Annotated in this window: 17 protein-coding genes; 7 read left to right on the top strand and 10 right to left on the bottom strand. The window is 63.9% G+C overall.

All coding sequences use genetic code 11. The features are described from left to right. Window positions 1-7: 7 nt before the first annotated feature. The 5 genes from HXX15_RS19825 to HXX15_RS19845 are packed head-to-tail and all read left to right on the top strand — an operon-like array spanning window position 8 to window position 4,630. Window positions 8-1,255, top strand: a complete 1,248-nt coding sequence (locus HXX15_RS19825; protein ID WP_296518154.1) for an ABC transporter substrate-binding protein — start codon at window positions 8-10, stop codon at window positions 1,253-1,255. A 27-nt stretch (window positions 1,256-1,282) separates the two neighbouring features. Continuing rightward, the gene (locus HXX15_RS19830) at window positions 1,283-2,158 is read left to right on the top strand and encodes a branched-chain amino acid ABC transporter permease (RefSeq protein WP_296518155.1); all 876 of its coding nucleotides are present in this window, start codon (window positions 1,283-1,285) and stop codon (window positions 2,156-2,158) included. A gap of 9 nt (window positions 2,159-2,167) precedes the next feature. Then, window positions 2,168-3,181: a branched-chain amino acid ABC transporter permease gene (locus tag HXX15_RS19835; RefSeq protein ID WP_296518157.1), complete on the top strand. Its 1,014-nt coding sequence runs from the start codon at window positions 2,168-2,170 to the stop codon at window positions 3,179-3,181. After that, the gene (locus HXX15_RS19840) at window positions 3,178-3,933 is read left to right on the top strand and encodes an ABC transporter ATP-binding protein (RefSeq protein ID WP_296518160.1); all 756 of its coding nucleotides are present in this window, start codon (window positions 3,178-3,180) and stop codon (window positions 3,931-3,933) included. Before HXX15_RS19835 ends, HXX15_RS19840 begins: the two co-directional genes overlap by 4 nt. Next, window positions 3,926-4,630 (top strand): ABC transporter ATP-binding protein, encoded by a 705-nt coding sequence (locus HXX15_RS19845; protein WP_296518162.1) that lies wholly within the window; start codon window positions 3,926-3,928, stop codon window positions 4,628-4,630. Before HXX15_RS19840 ends, HXX15_RS19845 begins: the two co-directional genes overlap by 8 nt. 113 nt (window positions 4,631-4,743) lie before the next feature. On the opposite strand, the gene HXX15_RS19850 is transcribed toward HXX15_RS19845, so the two are convergent. From HXX15_RS19850 to HXX15_RS19860, 3 genes are all read right to left on the bottom strand, one after another. Further along, entirely contained in the window at window positions 4,744-5,658 is a 915-nt protein-coding gene (locus HXX15_RS19850; RefSeq protein WP_296518163.1) for an efflux RND transporter periplasmic adaptor subunit, read from the bottom strand. A 119-nt stretch (window positions 5,659-5,777) separates the two neighbouring features. After that, the gene (locus HXX15_RS19855; RefSeq protein WP_296518165.1) at window positions 5,778-8,249 is read right to left on the bottom strand and encodes an adenylate/guanylate cyclase domain-containing protein; all 2,472 of its coding nucleotides are present in this window, start codon (window positions 8,247-8,249) and stop codon (window positions 5,778-5,780) included. A gap of 171 nt (window positions 8,250-8,420) precedes the next feature. Next, the gene (locus HXX15_RS19860; RefSeq protein ID WP_296518167.1) at window positions 8,421-10,352 is read right to left on the bottom strand and encodes an AsmA family protein; all 1,932 of its coding nucleotides are present in this window, start codon (window positions 10,350-10,352) and stop codon (window positions 8,421-8,423) included. A 307-nt stretch (window positions 10,353-10,659) separates the two neighbouring features. Here HXX15_RS19860 and HXX15_RS19865 point away from each other — a divergent pair, with 307 nt between their 5' ends. Further along, window positions 10,660-11,334 carry a Crp/Fnr family transcriptional regulator gene (locus HXX15_RS19865; RefSeq protein WP_296518169.1) on the top strand — a complete coding sequence of 225 codons (675 nt, stop codon included), beginning with the start codon at window positions 10,660-10,662 and terminating at the stop codon, window positions 11,332-11,334. A 9-nt stretch (window positions 11,335-11,343) separates the two neighbouring features. On the opposite strand, the gene HXX15_RS19870 is transcribed toward HXX15_RS19865, so the two are convergent. From HXX15_RS19870 to HXX15_RS19900, 7 genes are all read right to left on the bottom strand, one after another. Then, window positions 11,344-14,520 carry an efflux RND transporter permease subunit gene (locus tag HXX15_RS19870; RefSeq protein WP_296518171.1) on the bottom strand — a complete coding sequence of 1,059 codons (3,177 nt, stop codon included), beginning with the start codon at window positions 14,518-14,520 and terminating at the stop codon, window positions 11,344-11,346. After that, on the bottom strand, window positions 14,520-15,449 hold the full coding sequence (locus tag HXX15_RS19875; protein WP_296518173.1) for an efflux RND transporter periplasmic adaptor subunit: 930 nt from the start codon (window positions 15,447-15,449) through the stop codon (window positions 14,520-14,522). The genes HXX15_RS19870 and HXX15_RS19875 overlap by 1 nt, the downstream gene beginning before the upstream one ends. Window positions 15,450-15,704: 255 nt before the next feature. Continuing rightward, window positions 15,705-16,277, bottom strand: a complete 573-nt coding sequence (locus tag HXX15_RS19880; protein ID WP_296518176.1) for an OmpA family protein — start codon at window positions 16,275-16,277, stop codon at window positions 15,705-15,707. A gap of 220 nt (window positions 16,278-16,497) precedes the next feature. Further along, complete coding sequence (locus tag HXX15_RS19885) at window positions 16,498-18,000, bottom strand: caspase family protein (protein WP_296518178.1); 1,503 nt, start codon at window positions 17,998-18,000, stop codon at window positions 16,498-16,500. Between the two features lie 226 nt (window positions 18,001-18,226). Beyond that, window positions 18,227-18,604 (bottom strand): hypothetical protein, encoded by a 378-nt coding sequence (locus HXX15_RS19890; RefSeq protein ID WP_296518180.1) that lies wholly within the window; start codon window positions 18,602-18,604, stop codon window positions 18,227-18,229. Between the two features lie 125 nt (window positions 18,605-18,729). Beyond that, the gene (locus tag HXX15_RS19895; protein WP_296518182.1) at window positions 18,730-20,901 is read right to left on the bottom strand and encodes a caspase family protein; all 2,172 of its coding nucleotides are present in this window, start codon (window positions 20,899-20,901) and stop codon (window positions 18,730-18,732) included. Window positions 20,902-21,098: 197 nt separating this feature from the next. After that, window positions 21,099-21,731 carry an OmpA family protein gene (locus HXX15_RS19900; protein ID WP_296518184.1) on the bottom strand — a complete coding sequence of 211 codons (633 nt, stop codon included), beginning with the start codon at window positions 21,729-21,731 and terminating at the stop codon, window positions 21,099-21,101. A 549-nt stretch (window positions 21,732-22,280) separates the two neighbouring features. Here HXX15_RS19900 and HXX15_RS19905 point away from each other — a divergent pair. Then, entirely contained in the window at window positions 22,281-24,245 is a 1,965-nt protein-coding gene (locus HXX15_RS19905) for an autotransporter outer membrane beta-barrel domain-containing protein (RefSeq protein ID WP_296518186.1), read from the top strand. Window positions 24,246-24,255: the final 10 nt, after the last annotated feature.

The raw sequence follows: 24,255 nt of genomic DNA on the forward strand, positions 1-24,255 counted from the left end.
AGAAACGATGACGGATTTGTTTCAGCGACGCGTTTCGCGACGGTCTGTTCTGAAGACCGCCGCATCCACCGCGGCTCTGGCGGCGATCGGGATGCCCTCGATCGTGCGCGCGGAGGACGGCCCGATCCGGATCGGATTTCCGGTGCCGATCACCGGTCCGTTCGGCGCCGAAGCCAAGGACCAGGTCAAGAGCGCCGAGCTGGCGGTGAAGCAGTTCAACGCCGCTGGCGGCCTGAGCGGCCGGATGGCCGAACTGCTGGTGCGCGACGATAAGCTCAATCCGGGCGAAGCGGCGACCCGCACGCTGGAGCTGATCGAAAAGGACAAGGTGCATTTCATCGTCGGCGCGCTATCGAGCGCGGTGCAACTCTCGGTCAACGAGGTGACGCGGGCGCGCGGCGTGATCTACATTTCGATCAGCCAGTCCGACACCATCAACGAGGTCAAGGATTTCTCCCGCTTCACCTTCCACGAGGCAATGAATCCGCAGATGACCACCGGCGCGGTGGCGCGGCAGGCCTTCAAGAAGGGCCAGAAGGTCGCTTATCTCGCGGCGGACTACGCCTATGGCCACGAGATGCTCGCGGCGTTCAAGCGCAACGCGGCGCCGATCGGCGTCGACACCGTCGGCGAAATCTTGCATCCGTTCGGCGCGCCCGATTACTCCGCATTCATGCCGCGGCTGCTGTCGCTGAAGCCGGATATTCTCTGCATCTGCAATTTCGGCCGCGACCAGGCCAATTCGATCAAGCAGGCGGTCGATTTCGGGCTGAAAGATGCGTCGCGCATCGTGGTGCCAGTGCTGTTGCACAATCAGCGGCTCGCGAGCAGCCCGGACGTGTTCGAGGGAATCGTCGGCGGCACCAATTACTATTGGGGCCTGGAGGACACTGTTCCTTCCGCCAAGGCGTTCAACGACGCGTTCCGCGCTGCCAATGGCGGCGCGATCCCGACCGACTACGGCACCTATGGCTACACGGCGATCCGCTCGCTGCTGATGGCGGTCAAGGACGCCGGCGGCACCGACACCGACAAGGTGATCGCGGCGCTGGAAGCCTTGAAATACGACGTCGCCAAGGGGCCGCAGAGCTATCGCAAGTGCGACCACCAGTCGGTGCAGTCGGTGTTCGTGGTGGAGTCGAAGAAGAAGTCGGAGATGAAGAACGACGCCGACTTGTTCAAGGTGCTGGCCTCGGAGGCCGGCGATCCGGCGACGCTGCGGTCCTGCGAGTCGCTCGGCCACAAGCCGTCCTGATCGAACCAGCTGGGCTCGGGAGCCATCGTGAACATCCAACTTCTCTCGATGCAGTTGTTCTCGGGGCTCGCGCTGGGCGCCATCCTGATCATGCTGTCGCTCGGGCTGTCGATCATCTTCGGCATCCTCGGCGTGGTCAATTTCGCCCATGGCAGCTTCTTCATGGTCGGCGCCTATGCGGGGGTGTTCTTCCTCGCCTACACCGGCAGCTTCTGGTGGGCGCTGCTGCTGGCGCCGCTGGCGATCGGCGTGCTCGGCATCGGTGTCGAGCGCTTCCTGATCCGTCCGCTGTACGGCCGTTCCGTCGACGATCCGATCCTGCTGACCTTCGGTCTCAGCTACATTCTGGTGGAATGCGTTCGGATCGCGTTCGGCTCGGACGGCATCCCGTTCGCGACGCCCGCTGCCCTGCGCGGCGTCACCAATATCGGCATCGGTTACTTTCCGACCTATCGGCTGTTCGTGATCGGCGTCGTCGCGGTCATTCTGGCGCTGCTCTGGCTCGGGCTGGAGAAGACCAAGCTCGGGCTGATCGTGCGCGCCGGCGCGCGCGACCCGCAGATCATGCAGGTGCTCGGCGTCGACATCCGCAAGCTATGGCTGGCGGTGTTCGGGATCGGCATTGCGCTGGCGGCGATGGGCGGCGTGCTGGCCGCGCCGATGCGCTCGGTCAATCCGGAGATGGGCACCTTCGTGCTGTCGGAAGCGTTCGTCGTCACCGTGATCGGCGGCATGGGCTCGCTGCTCGGCTCGGTCGTCGCCGCCCTGCTGGTCGGGATCATCGTCAACATGACCTCGCTGTTCGCGCCCGAGATGGCGACGATTGCGATGTTCGCCTTCATGGCGCTGGTGCTGCTGGTGCGGCCGCACGGGCTGTTCGGTCGGCCCGGCTTCGGGGCCTGAGCAGCGATGATGACGTTCGGCAAGCCGCTTCCCGACATCACCACGACGCACCAGCACGTCCGGCCGTGGCGGCGGGCCTCTGACCAGATCGCCAGATGGCGGGTGCCGCTCTCGATCGCCGTGCTGTGTGCGCTGCCTTGGCTGCTGCCGTCGAAGGCGCTCGCCGTCAACGTGCTGATCTACGGGCTCTACGCGGTCGGCTACAACCTGCTGTTCGGCTACACCGGCTTGTTGTCGTTCGGCCACGCGGCGTTCTTCGGCGTCGGCGCCTATGCGACCGGCATCGCGATCGGACAATTCGGCGCCAACTGGTTGGCCGGGCTGGTGCTCGGCGTCGTGATGTCCGGCGTGCTGGCACTGGCGATGGGGCTGCTCTCGACCCGCACCCGCGGCATCTACTTCGCGATGGTGACGTTGGCGCTGGCGCAACTGGTCTACTACGTTGCGTTGCAGGCGTCGTCCTGGACCGGCGGCGAAAATGGCCTGCGCGGCTTCACCGTGACGCGCGTCGGCATCGGTCCCCTCAGCGTCGATTTCCTCGATCCGGTCAACAAATACTACGTCATTCTGGCCTTCGTCGCGCTGGCGCTGTGGATTCTTTCCCGCATCTTGGCCTCGCCGTTCGGCGGCATTATCGAGGCGATCCGCGAGAACGAAATTCGGGCGCGGGCCTGCGGCTTCGATGTGGTGCGGACGCGGCTGCTCGCCTTCGTGCTGTCGGGATTGTTCTGCGGGCTGGCCGGTGCGCTGTCCGCGCTGCATCTGTCGATCGTGCCGCTGGATATGCTGGGCTACACCACCTCGGGACAGGCGGTGATGATGACGCTGCTCGGCGGCGCCGGCACCTTCTTTGGGCCGTTCATCGGCGCCTTTGCGTTCCTGGTGATGGAAGACGCGCTGTCGCTGTGGACCCCGCACTGGCAGTTGTTTCTCGGCGCGGTGTTCGTGGTGTTCGTGCTCTATATGCCGAAAGGCATCTGGGGCACGCTCTTGGCCTTCGCCGACCGGCGGAGCGCGCCATGAGCGAGGATCTGCTGCAGGTCGAAAATCTCGGCCGCTCGTTCGGCGCGTTTACGGCGCTGAAGGGCATCACTGCCAGCTTCGGCCAGAACCGCGTCACCGCGGTGATCGGCCCGAACGGCGCCGGCAAGAGTACGTTCTTCAACATTCTTTCGGGCGCGCTGCGGCCATCGACCGGCTCAATGCGCTTCATGGGACGCGAAATCGGAGGAACGCCGCAGCATCGCTTCGTGCATCTCGGCATCGCGCGGTCCTATCAGATCACCAACGTCTTTCCGCAGCTCTCCGCGCATGAAAACGTCCGGATCGGCGCGCAGGCGTTTCGCTCGCGCTACAACATCTGGACGCCGCGGGCGTCGTTTCACGACGTGTCGGCGAAGGCCGAGCAGGCGCTGGCGGACGTCGGCCTCGGCGCCAGCCGCAATCGGCTGGCGTCCTCCCTGGCGCATGGCGAGCAGCGCGCGCTCGAAATCGCGATCGCGCTGGTGGCCGATCCGAAGCTGCTGCTGCTCGACGAGCCGACGGCGGGCATGGGACCGGAAGAAACCAAAGCCATGGTCGCGCTGATCGAGCGGCTCGCCGCCGGCCGCACCATTCTGCTGGTCGAGCACAAGATGAAGATGATCCTGGGGCTGAGCGATCGCGTATTGGTGCTGCATCACGGCCAGCTGATCGCCGACGGGACGCCAGCTGAGATCCAGGCCGATCCGGATGTCCGCAGCGTCTATCTCGGCCAGAGTCACGGTTATGCTTGAAATCACCGCACTGAACGCCTGGTACGGTCCGAGCCACGTGATCCACGGGGTGTCGTTGCACGTCAAGCCCGGCGAGATTCTCGCGCTGATCGGCCGCAATGGCGCCGGCAAGACCACCACCATCAAGTCGGTGATGGGGCTTATCGGCAAGACCACCGGCTCGGTGCGATTTGCCGGCGAGGAGCTGTTGCCGCTGCCCGCCCATGGCCGGTTCCGGCTCGGGCTCGCCTATGTGCCCGAGGATCGGCGGATCGTGCCGGACCTCACCGTACGCGAGAACCTGCAATTGGGGCTGTTACGAGCCGACACCTCGATCAGCGAGGCTCGCGCGATTGAGGAAATCGCCGACACCTTCCCGCGGCTGAAGGAGCGGCTGAACCAGATCGCGGTCACGATGTCGGGCGGTGAGCAGCAAATGCTGGCGATTGCTAGGGCGATGATCGCCAGGCCGAAGATGATCCTGCTCGACGAGCCGTCCGAAGGCATCATGCCGGTGCTGGTCGAGGAGATGGGACGGCTGTTCAGGGCGCTACGCGCGCAAGGCACCACGCTGCTCTTGGTCGAGCAGAATGTCGAATGGGCCCTCAATCTCGCGGATCGCGCCGTGATCCTCGATCAGGGGGCAATTGTCTACGAAGGCAACTCGTCCGACCTCATCAACGATGCTGCGATTCAAGAGCGCTATTGCGCGGTGTAACAGGTTCAGTGCTCCGGATTGTCGGCAGGCCAAACTGCCAGCCTCGTTCGCGCTCGATGCGCGAGAACGATGCCCCGGGGCTCTTTGAATTCGTGAAGCTCGGGCCGGCGTAACTACTTCGCCCCTGCGTCTGCGGCGGTGACCGGCCGCACCGGGTCGCCTTCGCGCAGCAGGGCGCCGGCGCGCGCCACCACGACGTCGCCTTCCTGCAGGCCCTCGCGAATCTCGACATTGCCGCCGGACATCAGCCCGACCTCGACGCGCTTGGTCTCGATCATCTGCCGCCGCACCACCTGCACCACGGTGCCGGCGGTGCCATACAGCACCGAGGTCAGCGGCACCGAAATGCCGCAGCTTTCGCCGGTCTTGATCATGGCGCGACCCGAGGCATTGCTCAGCAGCCGCTTCGTCGAATCCACCGAGACGAAGACCTGGCCGAGCTGGGTGTTGGGTTCGATAGTCGCCGCAATCTGCCGCACCTTGCCGTCGACCTGATCGGCGCCGACGACCTTGATCTTGGCGGGCTGGTCGACCGCGAGTTTCGGCAGATCGCGCACCGGCACCTGGCCGACGAGATCGAATTCGTTGCGGGCGATGATGCTGAACAACGCTTCGCCCTTGGCCGACGCGATGGTCCCGATCACTGCCGAGGCGTCGCTGACCAGCCCGGCGACCGGGGCCTGCACCGTGGCGGTGCCGCCATCGGGCGTCGCCAGCCGGGCCATCGTCTGATATTGCGTGACGGTGTTGCCGGCCTCGACCAGCACCTCGGTGACTTTCGAGCCCGGACGGTCCGGACGGATTGCGACCTCCTCGCGGGGAATCAGAATGCCGAACACTTCGACGATCGCGGAGAAGCAAGCCTTGGTCGCCTTGAAGACGGTGACGGTGGCGCCCTTGCCACCCTCCGCCTCGTCGGCGGCGAGGCCGGGCTGCGACATTGCGCAGACCGCGGTCAGCGCCACCAAGCCGGTCCATCGCCGAAGCCGGCGCTTGCGGGAATCGTTCGTCGCGACAAGGCTGGTCATCGTCACTTCCTCTTCCGCTGTTCCCGCGCGCGTACCTGCGGCGAATGTTAGTGAAACGCGCCGCCGCAGCCAAGGGGTGCGAGCGGTGCGGCACGTCGTGAATTCGACCAATCCCGCCGTCACGACGGGCGGCCGGCATTGACCGCCGACAACGCTGTGCCGGCCATTGGGTCGCCATCTGTTGCTTCGCGCCAGCGCAGGATCTCGACCGCCGGTATCGGGCGGCTGAATCCCTTGAGCGTCAGCGGTTCGATCGGCCTTGCCTCGGCCCATTGCTCGACCATGCCGAAAGCGCGCTGGCTGACCACGATCTGGCCGGCCTCGGCTTCGTCGCACAGCCGGGAGGCGAGGTTGGTGACGCTGCCGATCGCGGCGTATTCCAGCCGTCGTTCGAAGCCGATCTGGCCGAGCGTGGCGTAACCCAGCGCGATGCCCATGCCGAAGCCGAGACTATGGCCGCGGTGGCGCCATTTCTCGGTCAGCTCGCCGATCGCGTCGCGCATCTCTACTGCCATCTTGACCGCACGCTTGGTGTGGTCCGGAAAAGGGATCGGGGCATTGAACAGGATCATCACGCCGTCGCCGGCATAGCGGTCGAGCGTGCCCTCGTAGCGGAAAATCAGCTCGCCGAGTGCGGCGTGATATTCGCGCAGCACGTTCATCGCCTCTTCGGGCTCGGAGCTTTCGGTGAAGGCGGTGAAGCCGCGCAGGTCGCAGAACACCACGGTGACTTCGCGGCGGTGGCTGTCGAGCAGCGCATCGTGGCCGTCGGAGGAGGCGATCAGCTGCGCCACCTGTGGGGCCAGAAACCGCTCCAGCCGCCGGATCCGCTCGATCTCGCCTAGCTGTTTTTCCACCCGCTCTTCCAGCGACCTGTTCCAGTTCAACAACTGGTCGGTCTGCTCCTGCAGTTTGGCGGCCTGTCGCTGCACGGTGTCGTGAGCCGAGGCCAGTTCGCGGCCTTTCTGATCGACCTCGTGGAACAGCCGCGCGTTGCGCATCGCCAGCACCGATTGATGCGCGAAGGTGCGCATCAATGCTGTCAGATTGGCCGGAAACTCGCCGACGTCCTTGCGCAGCACGATCAGCGAGCCGAGCACGCCCTGCTGATCGACCAGCGGCACCACCAGCACCGAATGGAAGCCGGCGGCGATCGCGAGGTCCTTCAGCGGATGATCGGCGGCAGCGGCTAGGTTGGGCACCGCGATCGGCCGCCCGCGGGTCGCGGCTTCGCCGAGAATGCTGTCGGCTTCATCGATCGTCGCATAGGCGCCGGCGCGGTTGGACGCCGTATCGACGCCGATCGCCTCGACCAGGCCGAACCTCCGGTTCGCCGAATCGTAATCGTAGATCAGCACCGCGTCGGCGTGGGTGATCTCCAGCGCCCGCGCCGCCACGGTGGGCAGCACCGCGTTGAGATCGAGCGACGACGACACCGCGCGGCCGACCTCTTCCAGTACTTTCAACTCGTTCACCGACCGCGCCAGATCGCGGGTGCGCTCCTCGACCTTGGTCTCGAGGCCGGAATATGTTTCCTGCAATTGGCCGGCCATACTGTTGAACTGGTCGGCGAGCTGCTCAAGTTCGTCCGAGGTGCGGACGTCGATGCGGTGTCCGAAATCGCCGGCCTCGAGCCGGCCCGCGCCGGAGCGCAGCGCACGGATCGGAATCAGCATCCGGCGCGCCAGCACCATCCCGGCGATGATCGCGACCAGCAGCCCGAAGGCGATCAGAATCGCGATCCGTAGCAACAGATCGCGCACCGGCGCCAGCGCCTGGCTGCGCGGCTGTTCGAACAGCACGAACCAGCCGAGCCGCGCGATCGGCTCCGCCGCGGCCAAGACCGCATTGCCGTCGCCATCCCGTCCCGACGCCGCGACTTCGTGACCGGTTCTGAGCAGGGTCGCGATCTGCGGCAGCGTCGAGACGTCTTTGCCCAGAACGTCCCCCCGGCTGGAGCTTGCCAGCACCAGGCCCTTGGGATCGACCAGATAGGCCGAGCCGATCTTGCCGACCTGGGCCTCGCCGACGAAACCGGACAGGAAACGCAGATCGATCTCGGCGACGGTGACGGCGGCGTCCGGTCCGGAATGCTTCACCGCGATCGACATCGACGGCCGGGAATCGTGGAAGTAGGCCGTACCGAACGAGACGCTGCGGTCAAGGGCTTGGGTGAATTTCGGGTCGCGCGAGAAGTCCTCGCCGCTGCCGATCGACACCGTCGAACGCGTCAGCCGCAGCGCCTCGCGGCCGCCGCTGTCGATCTGGAACAGCTGGCTGATCGCGGGGACTTGCTGCATCAGCTGGGTATAGTCGGCGCGGCGCTGCTCGATGGTGCCCACGCTGGCGCGGGTCACCCAGCTGATCTGCCGCTCGAGATCGTCCATCGATTGTTCAACGCGACGGGCGGTGGTCTCGGCTTTCTCCGCCATCGCGTTGAGCAGCGAGGTTCGGGTCTCGCGGTAGCTGATCCAGATCTCCAGTGCGCCGTTCACGGCAAGCACAAACACGACCAGACCGACCAGCGAGATCACGTATTTCGCGAACAAGCCGCCGCGTCGAAACCAGATCTTGTCGTTGACGCCGACCATACACATCCCTTGCGCGAGAGCTTTCGACCGCGCGCTTAAAATCGTTGCGGATATCGGAGCGTGGCTCGCGCCGATATCCGCGTGGCCGACAGCGGCCAGCTTTGTCCTTATCACAATTTGGCGGGGGCTGGCGCGGGGGGACCCCGCGCAAATTTGGACGCCGGCAGCCGGTCAGCGGTTGAACAGCTGCTTCATGATGGCTTTCATGGTCGCATCATTGTCCGGATTGCCCGGTGTGTGCTGCTCGCTGTCGGATTGTGGCTGGGGCTTCTGCCCGGCGGGCACCTGCGGCGAGCGGCCCCGATTGCCTCCAGCTCCCTGGCTATCCTGTCCCTGTTGGATCAGTTTCCCCAGCGTTTCGCCGAGCTCGCCGCCCAGCGGGTTCGTTCCGCTTCCAGCGCCGCCGCCCGCCGGGCCGAACAGGCCTTTGCCGAGTTCGCGCAGCTTGGCGTAAGCGGCGTCCGGATTGTCCAGAATCCCGGCGGCGTCGGGGAAGATCCGTGGCTCGCTCCAGGGCCCGTCGATCACCACCGGGATGCCGAAGCCGACCGGATCGCTGCTGCCGCCCTGACCCTGCGTCGTCATCACCAGCTTGGGTTCGACCCGGAACGCCAGCGACTTGGCCGCAAGATCGATCGTTCCGGTCCCGGTCATCCGCACCAATGGACCGATCAGCACCAGGTCGGAGGACGTCGCCTTGCCTTGTTGGATCCGGAACGACGCGCTGAGTTGCGACAGGTCGGTGGCCTCGGTCTTGCTCTCCTGCCATCCCGACAGCGTGCTGGCGGTCAGGGTGCGAATCATCTTGGCGACGTTGAGGCCGCGGATTTCGCCGTCGCTGAAATTGACGAACGCCGTTCCGGCCAGCGTCGACATTATCGCGCGCGGGTTGGCGCCGCTGGCCCGCACGACGATCTTCGCCTGCATCTTGCCGTCGAGCTTGTCGAACTCGGCGAGGCCGGTCAGCAGTGGTAAGGCGCGCACGCCATTGAGATCGCCGCGCAGGGTGTAGGAAGGCGTTCGCGTCGAGACGTCGATTCCCACCTCGCCGTCGGCCTGGCCGCCATAGACGCCGAGCTGCGAGAACTGCGCGGTCATCGCGCCGTCAGCCAGCCTGGCGTCGATCGAGGCGGGCGCGAAACTCGCTTCGCCGATCTTCAGCTCGGTGGCGGAAAGGCGGATCTGCGCATCGACATAGTTCAATCCAGCGAGGTCGATCGGGGCATCGCTCCACGGTTCGCCGGCCTTTGACGAGGTCGGGGCGGTCGCGACGTCCAGTCGCTGAAAGTCGAGGTCGAGTTTCAGCAGCGGTTTGCTGGCAAGGTCGGCCGAGGCCCAGCCGTTGAACTGTCCCTCGCCAAGAATTCCGCTCAGTCCGTTGATCTGCAAGATGGTACCATTGAGGCGGACATCGGCCTTGGCGGTGAGCTGAGATTTCAGCAGGTCCGGGGCGTCGAGTTTCAGGTCGACCGGGATGGTTTGCCGCGCCAGTGGCGGCTGCGGCACGGCGGCCTTGATTTCGAAGGAGAGATGGCGTTCGCCAAGCCGGGCCTTGCCGGAGCCACTCACCCGGCGCTCTGGCCCGATGCGGATCTCGGCATCGATGCCGTCGATGCGGTTCTCGACGCCGTCGCGGGCATTCGCAAAGACCACGGCGCCGTCGGCGATGCTGACATGGTCGATCGTGAAGTTGGGTGCGTCGACAGCTCCGGCCGGCGATGCCGGTTTGGGAGTGGTCGTCGCACCGCTGCGGTCGCGCAGCAAGGGCACGTGGATCACCGGGTGGGTGAAGGTGAGGTCGGTGATTTGCGGGTTGCCCGAGATTGCGCTGCCAAGCGGCAGTGCGGCACGGATGCTGCCGATCGTGATGCTCTTGTCCTTGCCGCTCTCGCGTGGGTCCTGAACCGTGACGTCGTGCAGCGTCACATTAAGTCCGGGCAAAAGCGAAACCGTGGTTGTGCCGCCGACCATGATCCGGTAACCGGTGTCGCGCTCGACCCGGGTCTGGATCGCGGAGTTGATCCAGCTCGATGGGATTCCGACCATCAGCAGCAGGACGATCGCAACGACGGCGATCGCGATCCCGGCAACGCCAATCCTCATCGTTTTCATCTCACAACCTCAACCAGCGAAACGCGCCACCGCTTTGCCGCTACCGGCGCGTCCAAACAATGATGGTGCGGCGCGAGGATTCTCGTGGGCATATTAATTCCAATTCCAAGTCCGCGTCGATCATATCGCCGTTTTGACTCGTGCACACGGCGATGGGCCGGTGCGCAAAGCCGTCAAAAATACCGCAACCGTGCTGCAAAGTTATGTGACTTGTGACACAGTTCTCCTGTCGCCCCTTTGTCACGGCGGCGGCGCCGTCGTTCCCGATCAAATCGAGCCAGGGCTGGAAACCGTTGCGATGACCAAACAGGCCGAATTTGCGGTGATCCTGAAGATGAATCCAATGTTCGCGGATCTCGGCCCCGATGAGTTGCAGCGGATCTCCGGGCTTTGCCATACCCAGCAGCTTGCCACTGGCGAAATGCTGTTTCAGAAGGGCGACCACGGCGACGCGCTGTTCGGAGTCCGGCGCGGCCAGATCCGGATCGAAACCGGCGCGCAGGACGGCAGCCGTCTGACCTTGAACTTTCAGGGTCCTGGCGATCTGTTTGGCGAGGTTGCGGTGCTCGATGGCCAGAGCCGCACCGCGGACGCCACCGCCAGCGAGCCGACCGAACTGTTCGTGCTGCGGCGCGAGGATTTTCTGGGCCATTTGGAACGCGAGCCGAAGGTGGCGCTGAAACTGATCGCGCTGCTGTGCCAGCGGATCAGGTGGATGAGCGAACGAATGGAAGAGTCGGTATTGCAGCCGCTGCCGGTGCGGTTGGCGCGAAGGCTGTGCGCGCTGGCGTCCGACTTCGGATCGGAAGTGCACATTTCGCAGGAGCAGCTCGGCGTGTTCGTCGGCGCCGCGCGCGAGAGCGTCAACCGGCAATTGCAGGCGTGGCGCAAGGACGGCATCCTCGACCTGCAGCGCGGCCGCATCCTGCTCAAGAATGTCGGCAAATTGACCGCGGTGGCGCGCAACGAATAGCGCGCGAGCCTATTTGCTGCGCCAGAACGACAGACCCTTGGCCGGAGCCGGAGCCTCGGCTGGCGTCGCCGCGGGTTGCGGCTTGGCCGGCGCCGGCTTCGGCGGCTCGCTGTGGTCGGCCGGTTCCTCGCTGGTGGTGCTGAGCAGCTTCTTGCCGAACTTCCACGACAATTGCCCGATGTCGTCCATCATCATGAACATCGCCGGCACGAAGATCAGCGACAGCACGGTCGAGAACACCAACCCGCCGATCACCGCCAGCGCCATAGGCGAGCGGAACTCGCCGCCGGCGCCGAATGCCAGCGCGCTCGGCATCATGCCGGCCGCCATGGCGATGGTGGTCATCACGATCGGGCGGGCGCGCTTCTGGCCGGCGTCGATCATCGCCTCCTCGCGGTTCTTGCCGTCGCGAATCGATTCGATCGCGAATTCGACCAGCATGATCGCGTTCTTGGTGACGATGCCCATCAGCATCAGGATGCCGATCCAGACCGGCGTGGTGAGCTGTTTGCCGGTCACCAGCAGTGCCGCGATCGCGCCGCCGATTGACAGCGGCAGCGAGAACAGGATGGTAATCGGCTGCAGGAAGGTGCCGAACAGCAGCACCAGCACCGCATAGACCATCATCAGGCCGGCGCTGATCGCGGTGGCGAAGCCGTCCGAGAGTTCGTTCAGGCTTTCGGCATCACCGGATGGGCTGACTTTGACCCCCTTGGGCAGGGTCTTCATCACCGGCAGATCGTTGATCTTCTTGGTGGCGTCGCCGAGCGCGGCGGTGCCGACCAGATCGGCGGCCACGGTGGCTTGGCGTTCGCGGTCGTAGCGATTGATGCTGGTCGGGCCCTGATCGAACTTCACGTCGGCCACCACCGAGAGCGGCACCGCGCCGCGGCCGCCGAGGATCGGCACCCGCAACTGCTCGAGCGTCTGCAGGTTGCCGCGGGCGCTGTCTTCGAGTTGAACCCGGATCGGCACCAGCCGGTCGCCGGCGTCGAATTTGGCCAGCGCCGGACCGACGTCGCCGATGGTGGCGACGCGGATGGTCTCCGACAGCCCCTCGGTGGAAACGCCGAGCCGTGCCGCGAGATCAGCGCGCGGCTGGATTCGCAGTTCGGGCCGGTCCAGCGAGGTCTCCGAGATCACGTTGGCGACGATCGGAATCCGCTTCATCTGGGTCGCCAGTTCTTGGGCGACGTTGCTGACGATATTGCTGTCGATCCCGGTTACCACCAGCGAGATCGCGCGCAGCCCGTTCTCGTCGAGGAACCAGTGACGGATATCCGGAATGGTCTCGAGTTCCTTGCTGATATCGAGTTCGAGTTCGCGCTGGGTGATCTTGCGGTCGTGCTTCGGCGAGTAGTTGACGATCAGTGCCGCGCGCCGCACCTCGAAGGTGCCCGGCGGCACTCGGCCGCCATCGACGAACACGCTCTTGACCTCGGGCCGCCTGCGCAGGCGAGCGACGATGTCCTCGGTGGTTTTTTCGGTGAAGGCGAGCTGGGTGCCCGGCGGCAGCTCCATTGCCAGCAGCGAACGCGCGGTATCCTGCGCGGGCAGGAAGCCCTGCGGCAGCAGCGTGATGCTCCAGATCGAGGCGGCGAAAATGCCAAACCCGATCAGCACCGTGATGTAATGATGCTTCACCGACCAGGTCACCAGATTGGTGTAGGTCTGCAGGATCGCGCCCGCTGGCTTCTCCTCGTGCGGATGATCCTTCAGGAAATAGGCCGCCAGCACCGGCGTCACGAATCGCGCCGCCAGCAGCGAGAAGAATACCTGCACTGACACCGTTATGCCGAACTGCTTGAAGAACTGCCCGGCGATGCCGGACATGAAGCTGGCCGGGGCGAAGATCGCGATGATGGTGAGCGAGATGGCTATGACTGCGAGGCCGATCTCGTCGGCGGCCTCGATCGCGGCCTCGTAGGGCGATTTGCCCATTCGCATGTGCCGGACGATGTTCTCAATCTCGACGATGGCGTCGTCGACGAGAATACCAGTGGACAGCGTGATGGCGAGGAAGCTCACCAGGTTGAGCGAGAAGCCGAGAATGTCCATCGCCCAGAACGCCGGGAAGATCGACAGCGGCAGCGAGATTGCGGCGATGATGGTGGCGCGGAAGTCGCGCAAGAACAGGAAGACGATGATGACCGCCAGCGTCGCGCCTTCGAACAGGGTCGAGATCGCGGCCTCATAATTGCCCTTGGTGAAATCGACCGAGGTGTCGATCAGCTTCAGGTCGACGTCCGGATAGGCGGTCTTCAGCGCGTCGATCCGCTTCTGCACCGCGGCGGCGACCACCACGTCGCTGGCGCCCTTGCTGCGCTTGATGCCGAGCGCCACTACCGGCTCGCCGTTGAAGCGCGCGAAGGTGCGGCGGTCTGCGATGGTGTCGGTGACGGTGCCGAGGTCGTCGAGCCGGATCTCGCCGCCCGCGGGCAGGCTGATCATGGTGCCGGCGAGGTCGTTCAGGGTCTTGGCGCCGGCGAGAGTCCGGATTGCCTGATCGTTTTTGCCGATCTCGGCGCGGCCGCCGGCGAGATCGACATTGGTGCCGCGCAGCCGGCGGCTGACGTCGAGCGCGGTGAGGCCCGCGGCCTGCAGCCGGTCCGGATCGAGCGACACCAGGATCTCGCGCTCGACACCGCCGATGCGCTCGACCTGGGCGACGTTGCGGACGCCCTGCAGCGCGCGCTTGACCACGTCGTCGACGAACCACGACAATTGCTCGGGCGTCTTGCCCGGCGAGATCGCCGCGTAGGTGACGATCGGCAGCCCGATCACGTCGACCCGCTGGATCAGCGGCTCGTTGACGTTTTGCGGCAAATTGGCCCGGACGCGGGTGACCGCGTCCTTGACGTCGTTCAGCGCCCGGTCGGTATTGGTCTCCAGTGCGAACTGGACCGTGGTCACCGACAAGCCGTCGGTAATCGACGAGGCGATGTGCCGGACGCCTTCGACGCCGGAGAGGCCGTCTTCAATGGTCTTGGTGACTTGCGCTTCAAGCTCCGCCGGCGCCGCGCCGAACTGCGCCACCGCGACCGAGATCACCGGGATATCGGCGCTCGGCAGCCGCGTCACCGCGAGCTTGGTGAAACTGATCCATCCCAGCACCAGCAGGATGATGGAGAACACTACCGACGGCAGCGGGTGGCGAATCGACCAGGATGAGACATTGAGTGCCATTAGCGTACCCGCGATCGGTCGGTTTCATCGGCGAACATGGTCTTGATCAGGTCGCCGTCATGCAGCGAGGTGCCGGCGTCGGCCACAACCAACTCGCCCTCTTTGACGCCTTCGAGAATTTCGATGCTGGAATCGGACACCAGACCGACCCGGACTCTTCTCGTCTCGACGGTGTTGCCCCTCACCACCTGAACAGTCAGATGGTCGATCGCCGAGCGAGGAATCGCGACGCCGCAGCTGCGCCGCGCGTCGATGGTGGCACGTGCGAACATCCCAACCTTGAGCGCCGGGGTTCTGGTAACCGAGACCCGGACATGGCCGAGCTGGGTGGTGCGCTCGATCGCCGGCGCGATCAACCGGACCCGCCCGGCCAGATCTGGCCCGTCGTCCCGGCTGATCCGCGCCGTCGCACCTGGGTTGAGCTTCAGCGCGTGGATCCCCGGCACTTCGGCATCGAGTTCGATATCGTTGTCGACCGCGATCCGCACCATCGGTCCGCCCATAGGCGACGCCGGCGCGCCGACAATGGTCATGATCTTGGTCACCAGTCCGGCGACCGGCGCCCGCAGCGACGACTTGCCGCCCTGCGGTGACGGCGGCGGCGTCAGCCGGATTAGTTCCTGGTTCTCGGTGACGAGGTCGCCCTCACGGACCAGGATGTCGGTGACCTTGGAGCCTTCGCGATCGACGCTGACCAGCGCTTCCTTGCGGGGCACGATGAAGCCGGTGACCCGCACCATGTCGGAGAAACAGGCGTTGGTCGCCTTGACGACAGTGACCTGCACGCCGGAGGCGGCAGCCTCGCTGGCTGCGTTCTTTTCCGCAGCGAGGCACGACGTGCCCAATGGTGCGGCGAGGATGGCGGCGGCCGTGAACGCCACCAAGGCGGTCGTCCGAACCGGGATGATGAAACGGAAGTTGGCCTGCATTGCGGGTCGATCCACACCTAGGTCATGAGCGTCTGTCATGAGCATACTCACTCAGGGTCTCGAATCCGGCGTTCGCTTCACCAGTCTAGTTTTACAGCGAACTCGAATTGAACGGACACTGAAAACAATTATTCCGGTGCGGTGGCGCGCTCGGGCAATCTACACAGGGTCTTGAAGTTGCAAAAGAGCAAAAGAGTTCCGCGAGACGCGGAACGCCGAATTGCTAATAGGATCGTGAGAAGAGCTCTTGCGGTATCACTTTGAGGCGGTCTTGTTCGCCATGTTCACCACTTGCACCCGGCGGTTCGACGGGTCGAGCGGCGCGGCGGGATCCTTGGGCTTGCTCTTGCCGTAGCCGACAGTCACCAGGTCACTGCCCGCGATCCCGAATTTCTCGACTAGCGCCCGCTTGATCGAATCGGCCCGGCGCTCGGACAGGTCCTTGTTGTAGGCCTCGCCGCCGACACCGTCGGTGTGTCCAGCTACGACGAAGGTCGAGCCCTTCAGTTCGGGATTGGACAGCGCTTTGCCTAGCGCATCGACCGCAGGCCCTGCCCGCTCGCTGATCTTGGCGGAGTTGTAGTCGAAGGTGATTTCCAGATCGATATTCGGCTTGTCCTGGGCGATGGCGGCGATCTGCTCGCGTTCGCCGGAGGACAGCGATCGCGTGGTCCGATTGCGCAGCGTGCTGACGAAGCGCCCTTCGTCCGGATTCGGCGCCGGCGTGGCGGCCGAGAGACCACGCGTCAGCGGCTTCTTCGGCGCCAGCGCCTTGATGATCTGATCCTCGGTGACGTCGTCCGCGGCGAATGCCGTTCCGACGCTCATCGCCAGCCCTGCGCCGATCACGAGGATTGAGCGAAGCGCGCCCAGATTTCGATTTTGCGAGAACTTAAACATGGTCCACCCTCTGTGCTGTTCGCTCTGCTGGCAGGTGCTATTTGCAAGTGACTTGCGAATCGGCCTCAAAAACTCCTGGTGACTAATCGTCGAGCCAGAGCGATGGAAGGTTCAATCGACCCTCACACACGGGTGGAATTGATCCGGACTAGTCGACGCCGTAACCGGCGAACTCCTTTGCGATGTTCGGATCCATGCTCTTGGCATTGGAGATGTCGATTTCGCCTTCGGAGATCAATCCGCTGCGTTGTTTGGCCAGGCCGCGTCCATACAGCGAAGAGGTCAATCGCGGATTGATTTTCAGCGCGGCGTCGAAATCGGCGATGGCGTTCTTGGTCTGGCCGCTCTTGAGGTTGAGCAGCCCGCGGCTGTCGAGCGCGTCGACAAAGTTCGGGCGCAGCCGCAGCGCCTCGTTGCAGTCCTTCAGCGCAGCCGGCAGGTCGTTGGCGACGGTCCGTGCAAAGCAGCGATTGTTGAATGCCTCGACGTCTTTCGGGTTGAGCCGAATCGCCTCGTTGAAATCCCTGATCGCCAGCCTGAAGGCGCCCTTGCTGGCGTAGACTTGGCCACGCCGATACAGCGCGTTGCCGTCGGCGGGATTGTCGGCGATCTTGACACTCAAGGATCTGATTGTCGGATCGTCCGCCAGCGCGAGCTCGAGCCTCTCTTCGGCGCGGCTGTCGGTTGTCGGCGCGACGATGTCGGCTTCCTTGATTTTGGGAGTTTCCTTCGGCTCTTCCTTGATGGCGACCTTTGGCTCTTCGACTTTCTTCGGGACCACCTTGGGAACTTCGGGGGCGACTATGGCGGTCTTCTGCGGTGGCCTATCGTCAATTGTGTCGCTCGGCGGCGTCCGTTCGACAACGGTGCCCTTGCCGGATGACACCCGAACCCCGGGGACGAATGAGAATTCGTCCGCCAGCGACGATGAGATCCACGGTACCTGCTCGCTGCGCGACGCCCGCGTAACGCCGACCCGGGTACGGTTGAGCGTTTCTTCCGCCGTCAGGCTGGGAACGCGGATCTCCTTGAGCAACTCGCTCACGAACAGACTATGGTCGCTGCCATTGTCGCTGACCACTGAACTGAGCGCGGCCGAATACATCACCAGCGTTCCGCCCGGCGCGATGATCGGCGCCAGCCCCGCAGAGAAACTGCGGAAGCGGCGCTCAAACGGATTGCGCCGCGACGCATCGACCAGCGCGATCTTGACGCTCGCACCCCGGCTGTTGATTTCGCTCAGCACGGTCTCGAGGCTGAAGCCGTCGCGACGAACGTCGGGCTCGGTCCAGATCTGCGCATCGATCGGAATCATGTAGCTTTGACGATTGGACTGAATTCCGAACCCGCTGAAGAAAACCAGCGCGACCGAGCCCGGCTTGATACTGCCGTAAAGCCGATCGAATGCCCGGCGCATTCCGTCGATGGTGAGATTTTCGCCCAGATCGACGTCGAAACCATCGCGCTTCAGTTCGTCGGCGAGATCGCGGGCATCGTTGATCGGTTCTTTCAGCGGCTTTTCGCTGTCCGGATATTTTGCGTTGCCTATCACCAGCGCGACACGGTCGCCCCGATTCTCCGCCGCCACCGATGGGGCGACCAGTGCGACGGACAAGGCTAGGATAACCAAGAAGGCAATGCGGATTTTCATTCGACGCCGGTCCACGCTATGGGGCGCCGATCCCAAGCTTGCGCCGCGGCGACCTTACTCCACACAATTGACATTATCAAACCGGGCCGGCCACGGCTGTCAACCGCCCGCGATACTTTCGCCGCGGAGGAAGATTGATCCCGCCCCGTGCGATGTCGCAAAGATGTAGCAATCATTGAGCCATCGCCACCGATGTGCAAGAGCCACCGCGCTGCAACCGAGATCGTCAGTAACCGACGCCCAACATCAGGACGAAGTGCCGGCCGCACCAAGATCCCGAACATTCTCTGTCGTCGCTGCTGGCAGCGGTGCGGCGATAGGGCCGGCTGGTTGCAATCCGGTGTTGCTTCGCGACCGGCGAGGCAGAAGACGCCATCGCCCGGGAGACTGATCCCTCTGCGCCGCTTGCCGGCAGCGATGAAGCCGATCGACTCTTTTCCCCTGCGACATTGGTCGCCGCGGCAACTGGGACAATAGCATCAGCGCCGACCGACTCAGTGGTGGCCGCCATGCTCGCATTGGCCGCTGCCTGCACGACGCACAGGACGGCGGCGAAGCTCGCCGCCCCGATCACGCGCCAGATCTGGCTGGGATAGCTGGCCATGGATGACCTCACTTTTCGCTTCAAGGCGGGGCGGCGGCTTAGCTGCCTCACCGATTGAGCCTGCGTTAACAAAATGTTCCGAACCGACAATCGCCACCTTAGGTGTTGCGCCGACCGAGAAAAGTTCAGAAGCCGACGCCGATCATTGCGGCCCCGCCGCCGTGGCCGCCGCTCGGTCGCGAAGCGGCTTGCTGACGGGCCCGCGGTTCCGGCCGGGGTTGCCGCGGCGCTTCGCGCTCGGCTTGTCGCTTGCCCTCCTTCTTCCGGGTGGCACGGCGGTCTTCTTCCTCCTCGTCGCGGTTGCGGCGCGACGCGGTCGCCGGCGTCTCCTTCTTCTTCTCGGCAACGCAGGTGTCACCCTTCGCGATTTCGCCCGACTTGCATTCCAGCGGGCAGACCCGACCGGTTTGGGCGGTCAGTTCGGACACCAGATCTTCGGTCACCTGCACATCATCCGACGGCTTGTCGCCCGCTTTGCCCTTGATCGAGAGGTAGCGGCCGAGCGCGGCCTTGGTGGAAGGACGAAGCGTGCCGTCACGGCTGCCCGGATCGCAGCCGAGACGGGCGAGTTGGGTCTGCGCCGAACGGACCAGCTCCGGCGAGTTCGGCAATTCCGCTGCACGCTTCGCCGCTTCCGCGCTGAATTTTTCGAGCGCGGCGGTGACCTGGGGCTGCAACCGGGTGCAGGTCACGGTCTTGGCGAAACTCTTCATGTCATCGAGTCCCGAACCCTCGCTGCCCTTGGCGCTCAGTTCATCGAATTTCGGCTGTTGCTGTTTGCAGGCGGCTTCCTGCGCTGATGCCACTTCGGCCTTGCGGCGTTCTTCTTCGGCCTGCCTTGCCTGCCGCTCGCTTTCGGCCCGCAACTTCGCGGCTTCCGCGGCCGCCTTGTTCTTTTCCGCCTCTTCGGCCTTCAGTCTTGACTCGGCGGATTTGCGTTCGGCCTCCAGGGCCTTGGCTTTCAGCTCGGCTTCCGCCTGTTTGGCGCGACGTTCGTCCTCATCCCGTTTTCTGGCGGCGGCTTGTTCGGCCTTCTTTTGAGCGGCCTCGATCCGGGCCTCCTCCGCGGCCCGGGCGGCCGCCTCGCGCTCGGCGCGGGCCTTGTCCTCGCGCTCCTGCGCGGCCTTCTCAAGCAGTTGCATACGTTGCTGGGCAGTGATCGCGAGCGGCGAATCCGGGTAGCGCTTGATGAATTTCTGCAGCTCCTTCGTATCGTTGCTGTCCTTGATCCGGTCCCAGTCCAGTGTCTCCTTCGAGCTCGGCTCCCGACCCGGCGCGATGGTGTTGGGAGCGACCGCGGTCACGGCGACATTGCCAGGCGTTTTCGCGGCCGGCGCGGGGACCTGATCGGCCAAGCTTGCGATCTGTGCGCGCGCCAGATCGGCGTAGAAACCGGTCTTGTAGGTCCCGAGAAAGACTTCCCAAGCCCGGCGCGACCCGATCTTGGCGACCAGCTCGTAGTCGGCTTTGACGCCGCTGTCGTCGGCGACGGACGGTTTTTCCACCGCCGGGGGAGGCACCAGCGAGATGTTGCCGCCGCCCAGCGACCCGTAGACGAACGGCTCCTGCTTGTTGCCGGTGGACTTCAGGACCTCGTCGCGCACCCGGCCGAACGCCAGCCGGATGTCCAAGCCGGGAATCGTCAGACTCTTCAGAACGGCAGCGGTGAACGGGCTGTGGTCGCCTTCGCCGTCCTCGGCGGTCGATCCGGCCTTGGCGGCGTAGGCGATCAGGGTATCGGCGCTGGTCGGCTCGACTTTGCCAAGGCCCGAATTCACCGAACGATTGGCGACCTTGCGCTCGCGGCGCATCTTAACTGTAAACGGGTTGTCGCGACAGGCATCGAGAATCACCACGCGCAATCTCTGCGCGCCGTCTGCGGACGCCACCATCCGTTCCAGCGGGATCGCTTCGTCGTCGGCATCCCGATCGCTGGCCAGCCGCGCATCCACCGGGATCAGATAGTTGGTGCCGCCGATCTCAATGCCGTGTCCAGCATAATAGATCACTGCGATATCCGCATGGTCGGCGTCGGCCTCAAATTTGCGAATCGCGCGCTTGAAATCAAGGTTGCCGACATTGATCGCGGAAGTGACCTCATAGCCCGTGTCCTTGAACATCTGCGCCACGGAGGCCGCGTCGCGCGACGGATTGGGCAATTGCGGGACGGTCTGATAGGACGAATTGCCGATCACAAGCGCCACCCGCTTGTCGGCCAACGCCAGACTCGATGACAGAACCATCGCCAGGACGGTTCCACCAATCATCGCCGCGATTTGAGCCAAACGCTCGATCATGTTGTTTCCAGCCACCGCTTGCGCTTAGGCAGGTCCTTATCAAGAGCAGAACGAGGCTTGCTAACGGCCTAGCCGACGGCAAAAGGCGAAATGCGCGATAATAGTGTAACGACAACCCGGTTGCTGATCAATCGCCGGCAACCGGATGGCCGCCACGGCTACATGGTTTTGCGGCCGTGGCGGCCACCAGACCTATTCTATTTCGAGGCCTCTTCGCGTTCGGCCAGGTTCACGATCTCGACGCGGCGATTTTCCGCCGCCAACGGGTCGGCCGGATTCTTCAGGCCTTGCTTGCCATAGCCAGCGGCGATCAGGTTAGTCGCGGGGATGTGATACTTTTCCATCAGGTAACGCCTTACGGTTTCAGCGCGCCGCTCTGACAGCTTCTGATTGTATTCATCGCTGCCCTTTGCGTCGGTATGGCCACCGAGCATCACGATCGATCCTTTGAGATCGTTGCTGGTCAGCGCCTCGCCGAGGTTGTTCAGCTGTGGTGCGGCCCGCGGCATCAACTGCGCGGAATTGAACTCGAAGTTGATTTCGAGGTTGATTTTCGGGCGGTTGGCGGCGATCGCGGCCACCTGTTCGCGGTCACCCGCCGACAGCGAACGGGTCTGGCCGCTCACCCGCTTAATGACCGCCAAGTCGCTGGCGCTGATCGTGGGCCGGTCGGATGGGCTCAGGCTGCGGGTCTTCGAAACCTTCAACCCCTCCGTGATCTGCTGGGCGGAAAGCTCCCCGGCGTTCGCCGGTACGCCGATCGCGATTAAGCCACTCGCCAGAACGGCAACGGCAACGGTTCTGCTCAGAAATTTCTGCCGAATCATCATGATCATCTCCATCTGGTCGAAGGCATCGCCGGAGCGACGAGAGCCGGAACCAACCGCCGCTACCCTGCCCCGGCGCGGAGAGCGCTGCCGTGATCTATGTCACGAAAAATCCGAAAGGGCACAAATGACGTCTTCAGCGAGTTGGTCGCAAATTGAAACAGCTCAACCTCGACTCCTCCTATCCCGGTTTCGCACACCGAGCGCTCCCTGGAACTCAAAGAATATCGTAGGTTCCGACGCCGCTTCAAGACGCCTCTATAAATATCGGGCGGGACGCGGCGCGGCTGGCGAGTCGATCTGTCGGACGGCCGCAGGCGCCGAACCGGCGGACTCCGGATGACGTGCCACCGACGGCACCGGATGAGTCACTCTCGACCGGCCTCTTCGTACCTTCCATGTTGCAGTAATGGCACAATGTTTGGAATAGTCGGCTTCTCCAGAGGGCAATTGCCCGCACTGTCTTGCCCCGCCCAAATGATCTGCCCTAGAAATATTTAGAAACCCGTTTTTGCCGGGATTCGCGAATTCGATCTTTTTGGGGGCATAGTGATGACAATTTTGGTCAACGAGCGTTCGGTCGGGGCACGGAAAGCCAAAAACCGGGTTTTGGCGGGGTTTGCCCTCGCGATGGCTTGCTCGGTGTCGTCGGTGGCGATGGCGGAATGCACCGGCACTGGCTCGTTCGTGCCCGGCGCGATCGCGGGCTTCAATCCGTCCTCGATCCTCCCCTTCGCGGCAGGTGGTGCGGTCAATTCGCTGGTTTCGGCTATTAATACTGCCAATACCGCTTTCTTGACCCAGTCCACCGCCTTCGTGAGCGCGCCCGGCAATCCGGCGCCGAACCAGGAAGGTGGCGGCGTTTGGGCTCGTGCGATCGGCGGCGACATCAAGACCAAGAGCACCAGCACCACGTCGAATGTGACCCTTGGTGGCGTTGCGGCTCCCGGCACTGTTACCTGTAACAATGAGACCAAGCTCACATTCGCGGGTGCCCAGGTCGGCGCGGACACCTCGATCCTGAATTATAACGGCTGGAATTTGCACGTCGGTTCGACAGTCGGCTACATTGGCGCCAAGGCTCGCGACAACTCGTCAGCTGGCGTCCTGAACCCTCGCGGCGGCACGTTCGAGGATACGCTGCAGGTTCCGTTCGCTGGCGTTTACGCCGCGGTGACTAAGGGTGGCCTGTTCATCGACGGCCAGATCCGGACCGAATACTATCAGAACTCGGTCAACGACCCGATCGTCGCGGGCATCTTCAACCAGAAGCTCGATGCTCGCGGGCTCTCGCTCACCGGCAACATCGGCTACAATCAGGCACTCGCGAACAACTGGTTCATCGAGCCTTCGGCCGGAATCGTGGTTTCCAAGGTTAAGGTCGATCCGCTGAATGTGACCGGTTCGCTGGTGCTGCCGGCCGCCTTCACCCCGGGCGTCACCTTCCCCGGCCGGCTGCAGATCGATGATATCAAGAGCACGCTCGGCCGCATCAGCTTGCGCGGCGGCACCACGATCGCCTCCGGCAACATGGTCTGGCAGCCGTTCGCGATCGCGAGCCTCTATCATGAGTTCGAAGGCTCGGTGACATCGTCGTTCGACAGCGGTCCGGCGACCGCGCAGAGCCTCGGGCCGGTATTTGCTGCCGTGGCTCCGGCCGGCCGGATCTCGTCGTCCACCATCGGTACTTACGGCCAATTCGGCGTCGGCGTCGCCGGCCAGCTCGTCAACACCGGCCTGCTGGGATACATTCGTGCCGACTACCGTACCGGTAACAATATCGACGGCTATAGCGTCAATGGCGGCGTTCGGTATCAATTCTCTCCGGATGCCCTCGTGGCAGGTCCGCGCTACACTAAAGCGGTCAAGGCGCCGGCGTTCACGCAGGCTGCGTATGACTGGACCGGGTTCTTCATCGGCGGCAGCTTCGGCGCGCTCAACGGCCGGACTAAATACGAGACCTTTGGCGGTTCCTCCGACCCACGCTTCGCCGGTGCAATCGGCGGTGGCCAAGTCGGTTATGATCGTCAGTTCGGCAAATGGGTGGTCGGCGTCGAGGGCAACCTGAATGCGACGAACGCCCACGGCGCTCGTCAATGTCAGTTTGGAATCTTCTTCAACTGCGAAACCAACGTCAATTACATGGGCACGGCGACCACAAAGCTCGGTTATGCCTTCTGGAACCGGTCATTGTGGTATGTCCGCGGCGGTGCCGCCTTCGGCGATATGAAGCTCACCACCAACTGCAACACCGGTCCGTTCAATGTGTTCGGCGTCGGTGGTTGCGGAGAGGCGACCAAGCGCAACCGCACCGGCTGGACAGTCGGCATCGGCTCGGAATTCGCGCTCGCCAACAACTGGTCGGTGCGGACCGAGACCAATTACTTCGACATGGGCACGAAGGATTACGTGCTTCCCGTGACGCTGGTTCCCGGAACGGTCAAGGAGACCGGCTTCATCTCGACGGTCGGCTTGAACTACCGCTTCTCGGCTGGTCCGGTGATCGCCAAGTATTGAGCTGATTACT

Source organism: Rhodopseudomonas sp., from assembly GCF_013377015.1.
In the GTDB taxonomy this organism is placed as follows: Bacteria; Pseudomonadota; Alphaproteobacteria; order Rhizobiales; family Xanthobacteraceae; genus JARJEH01.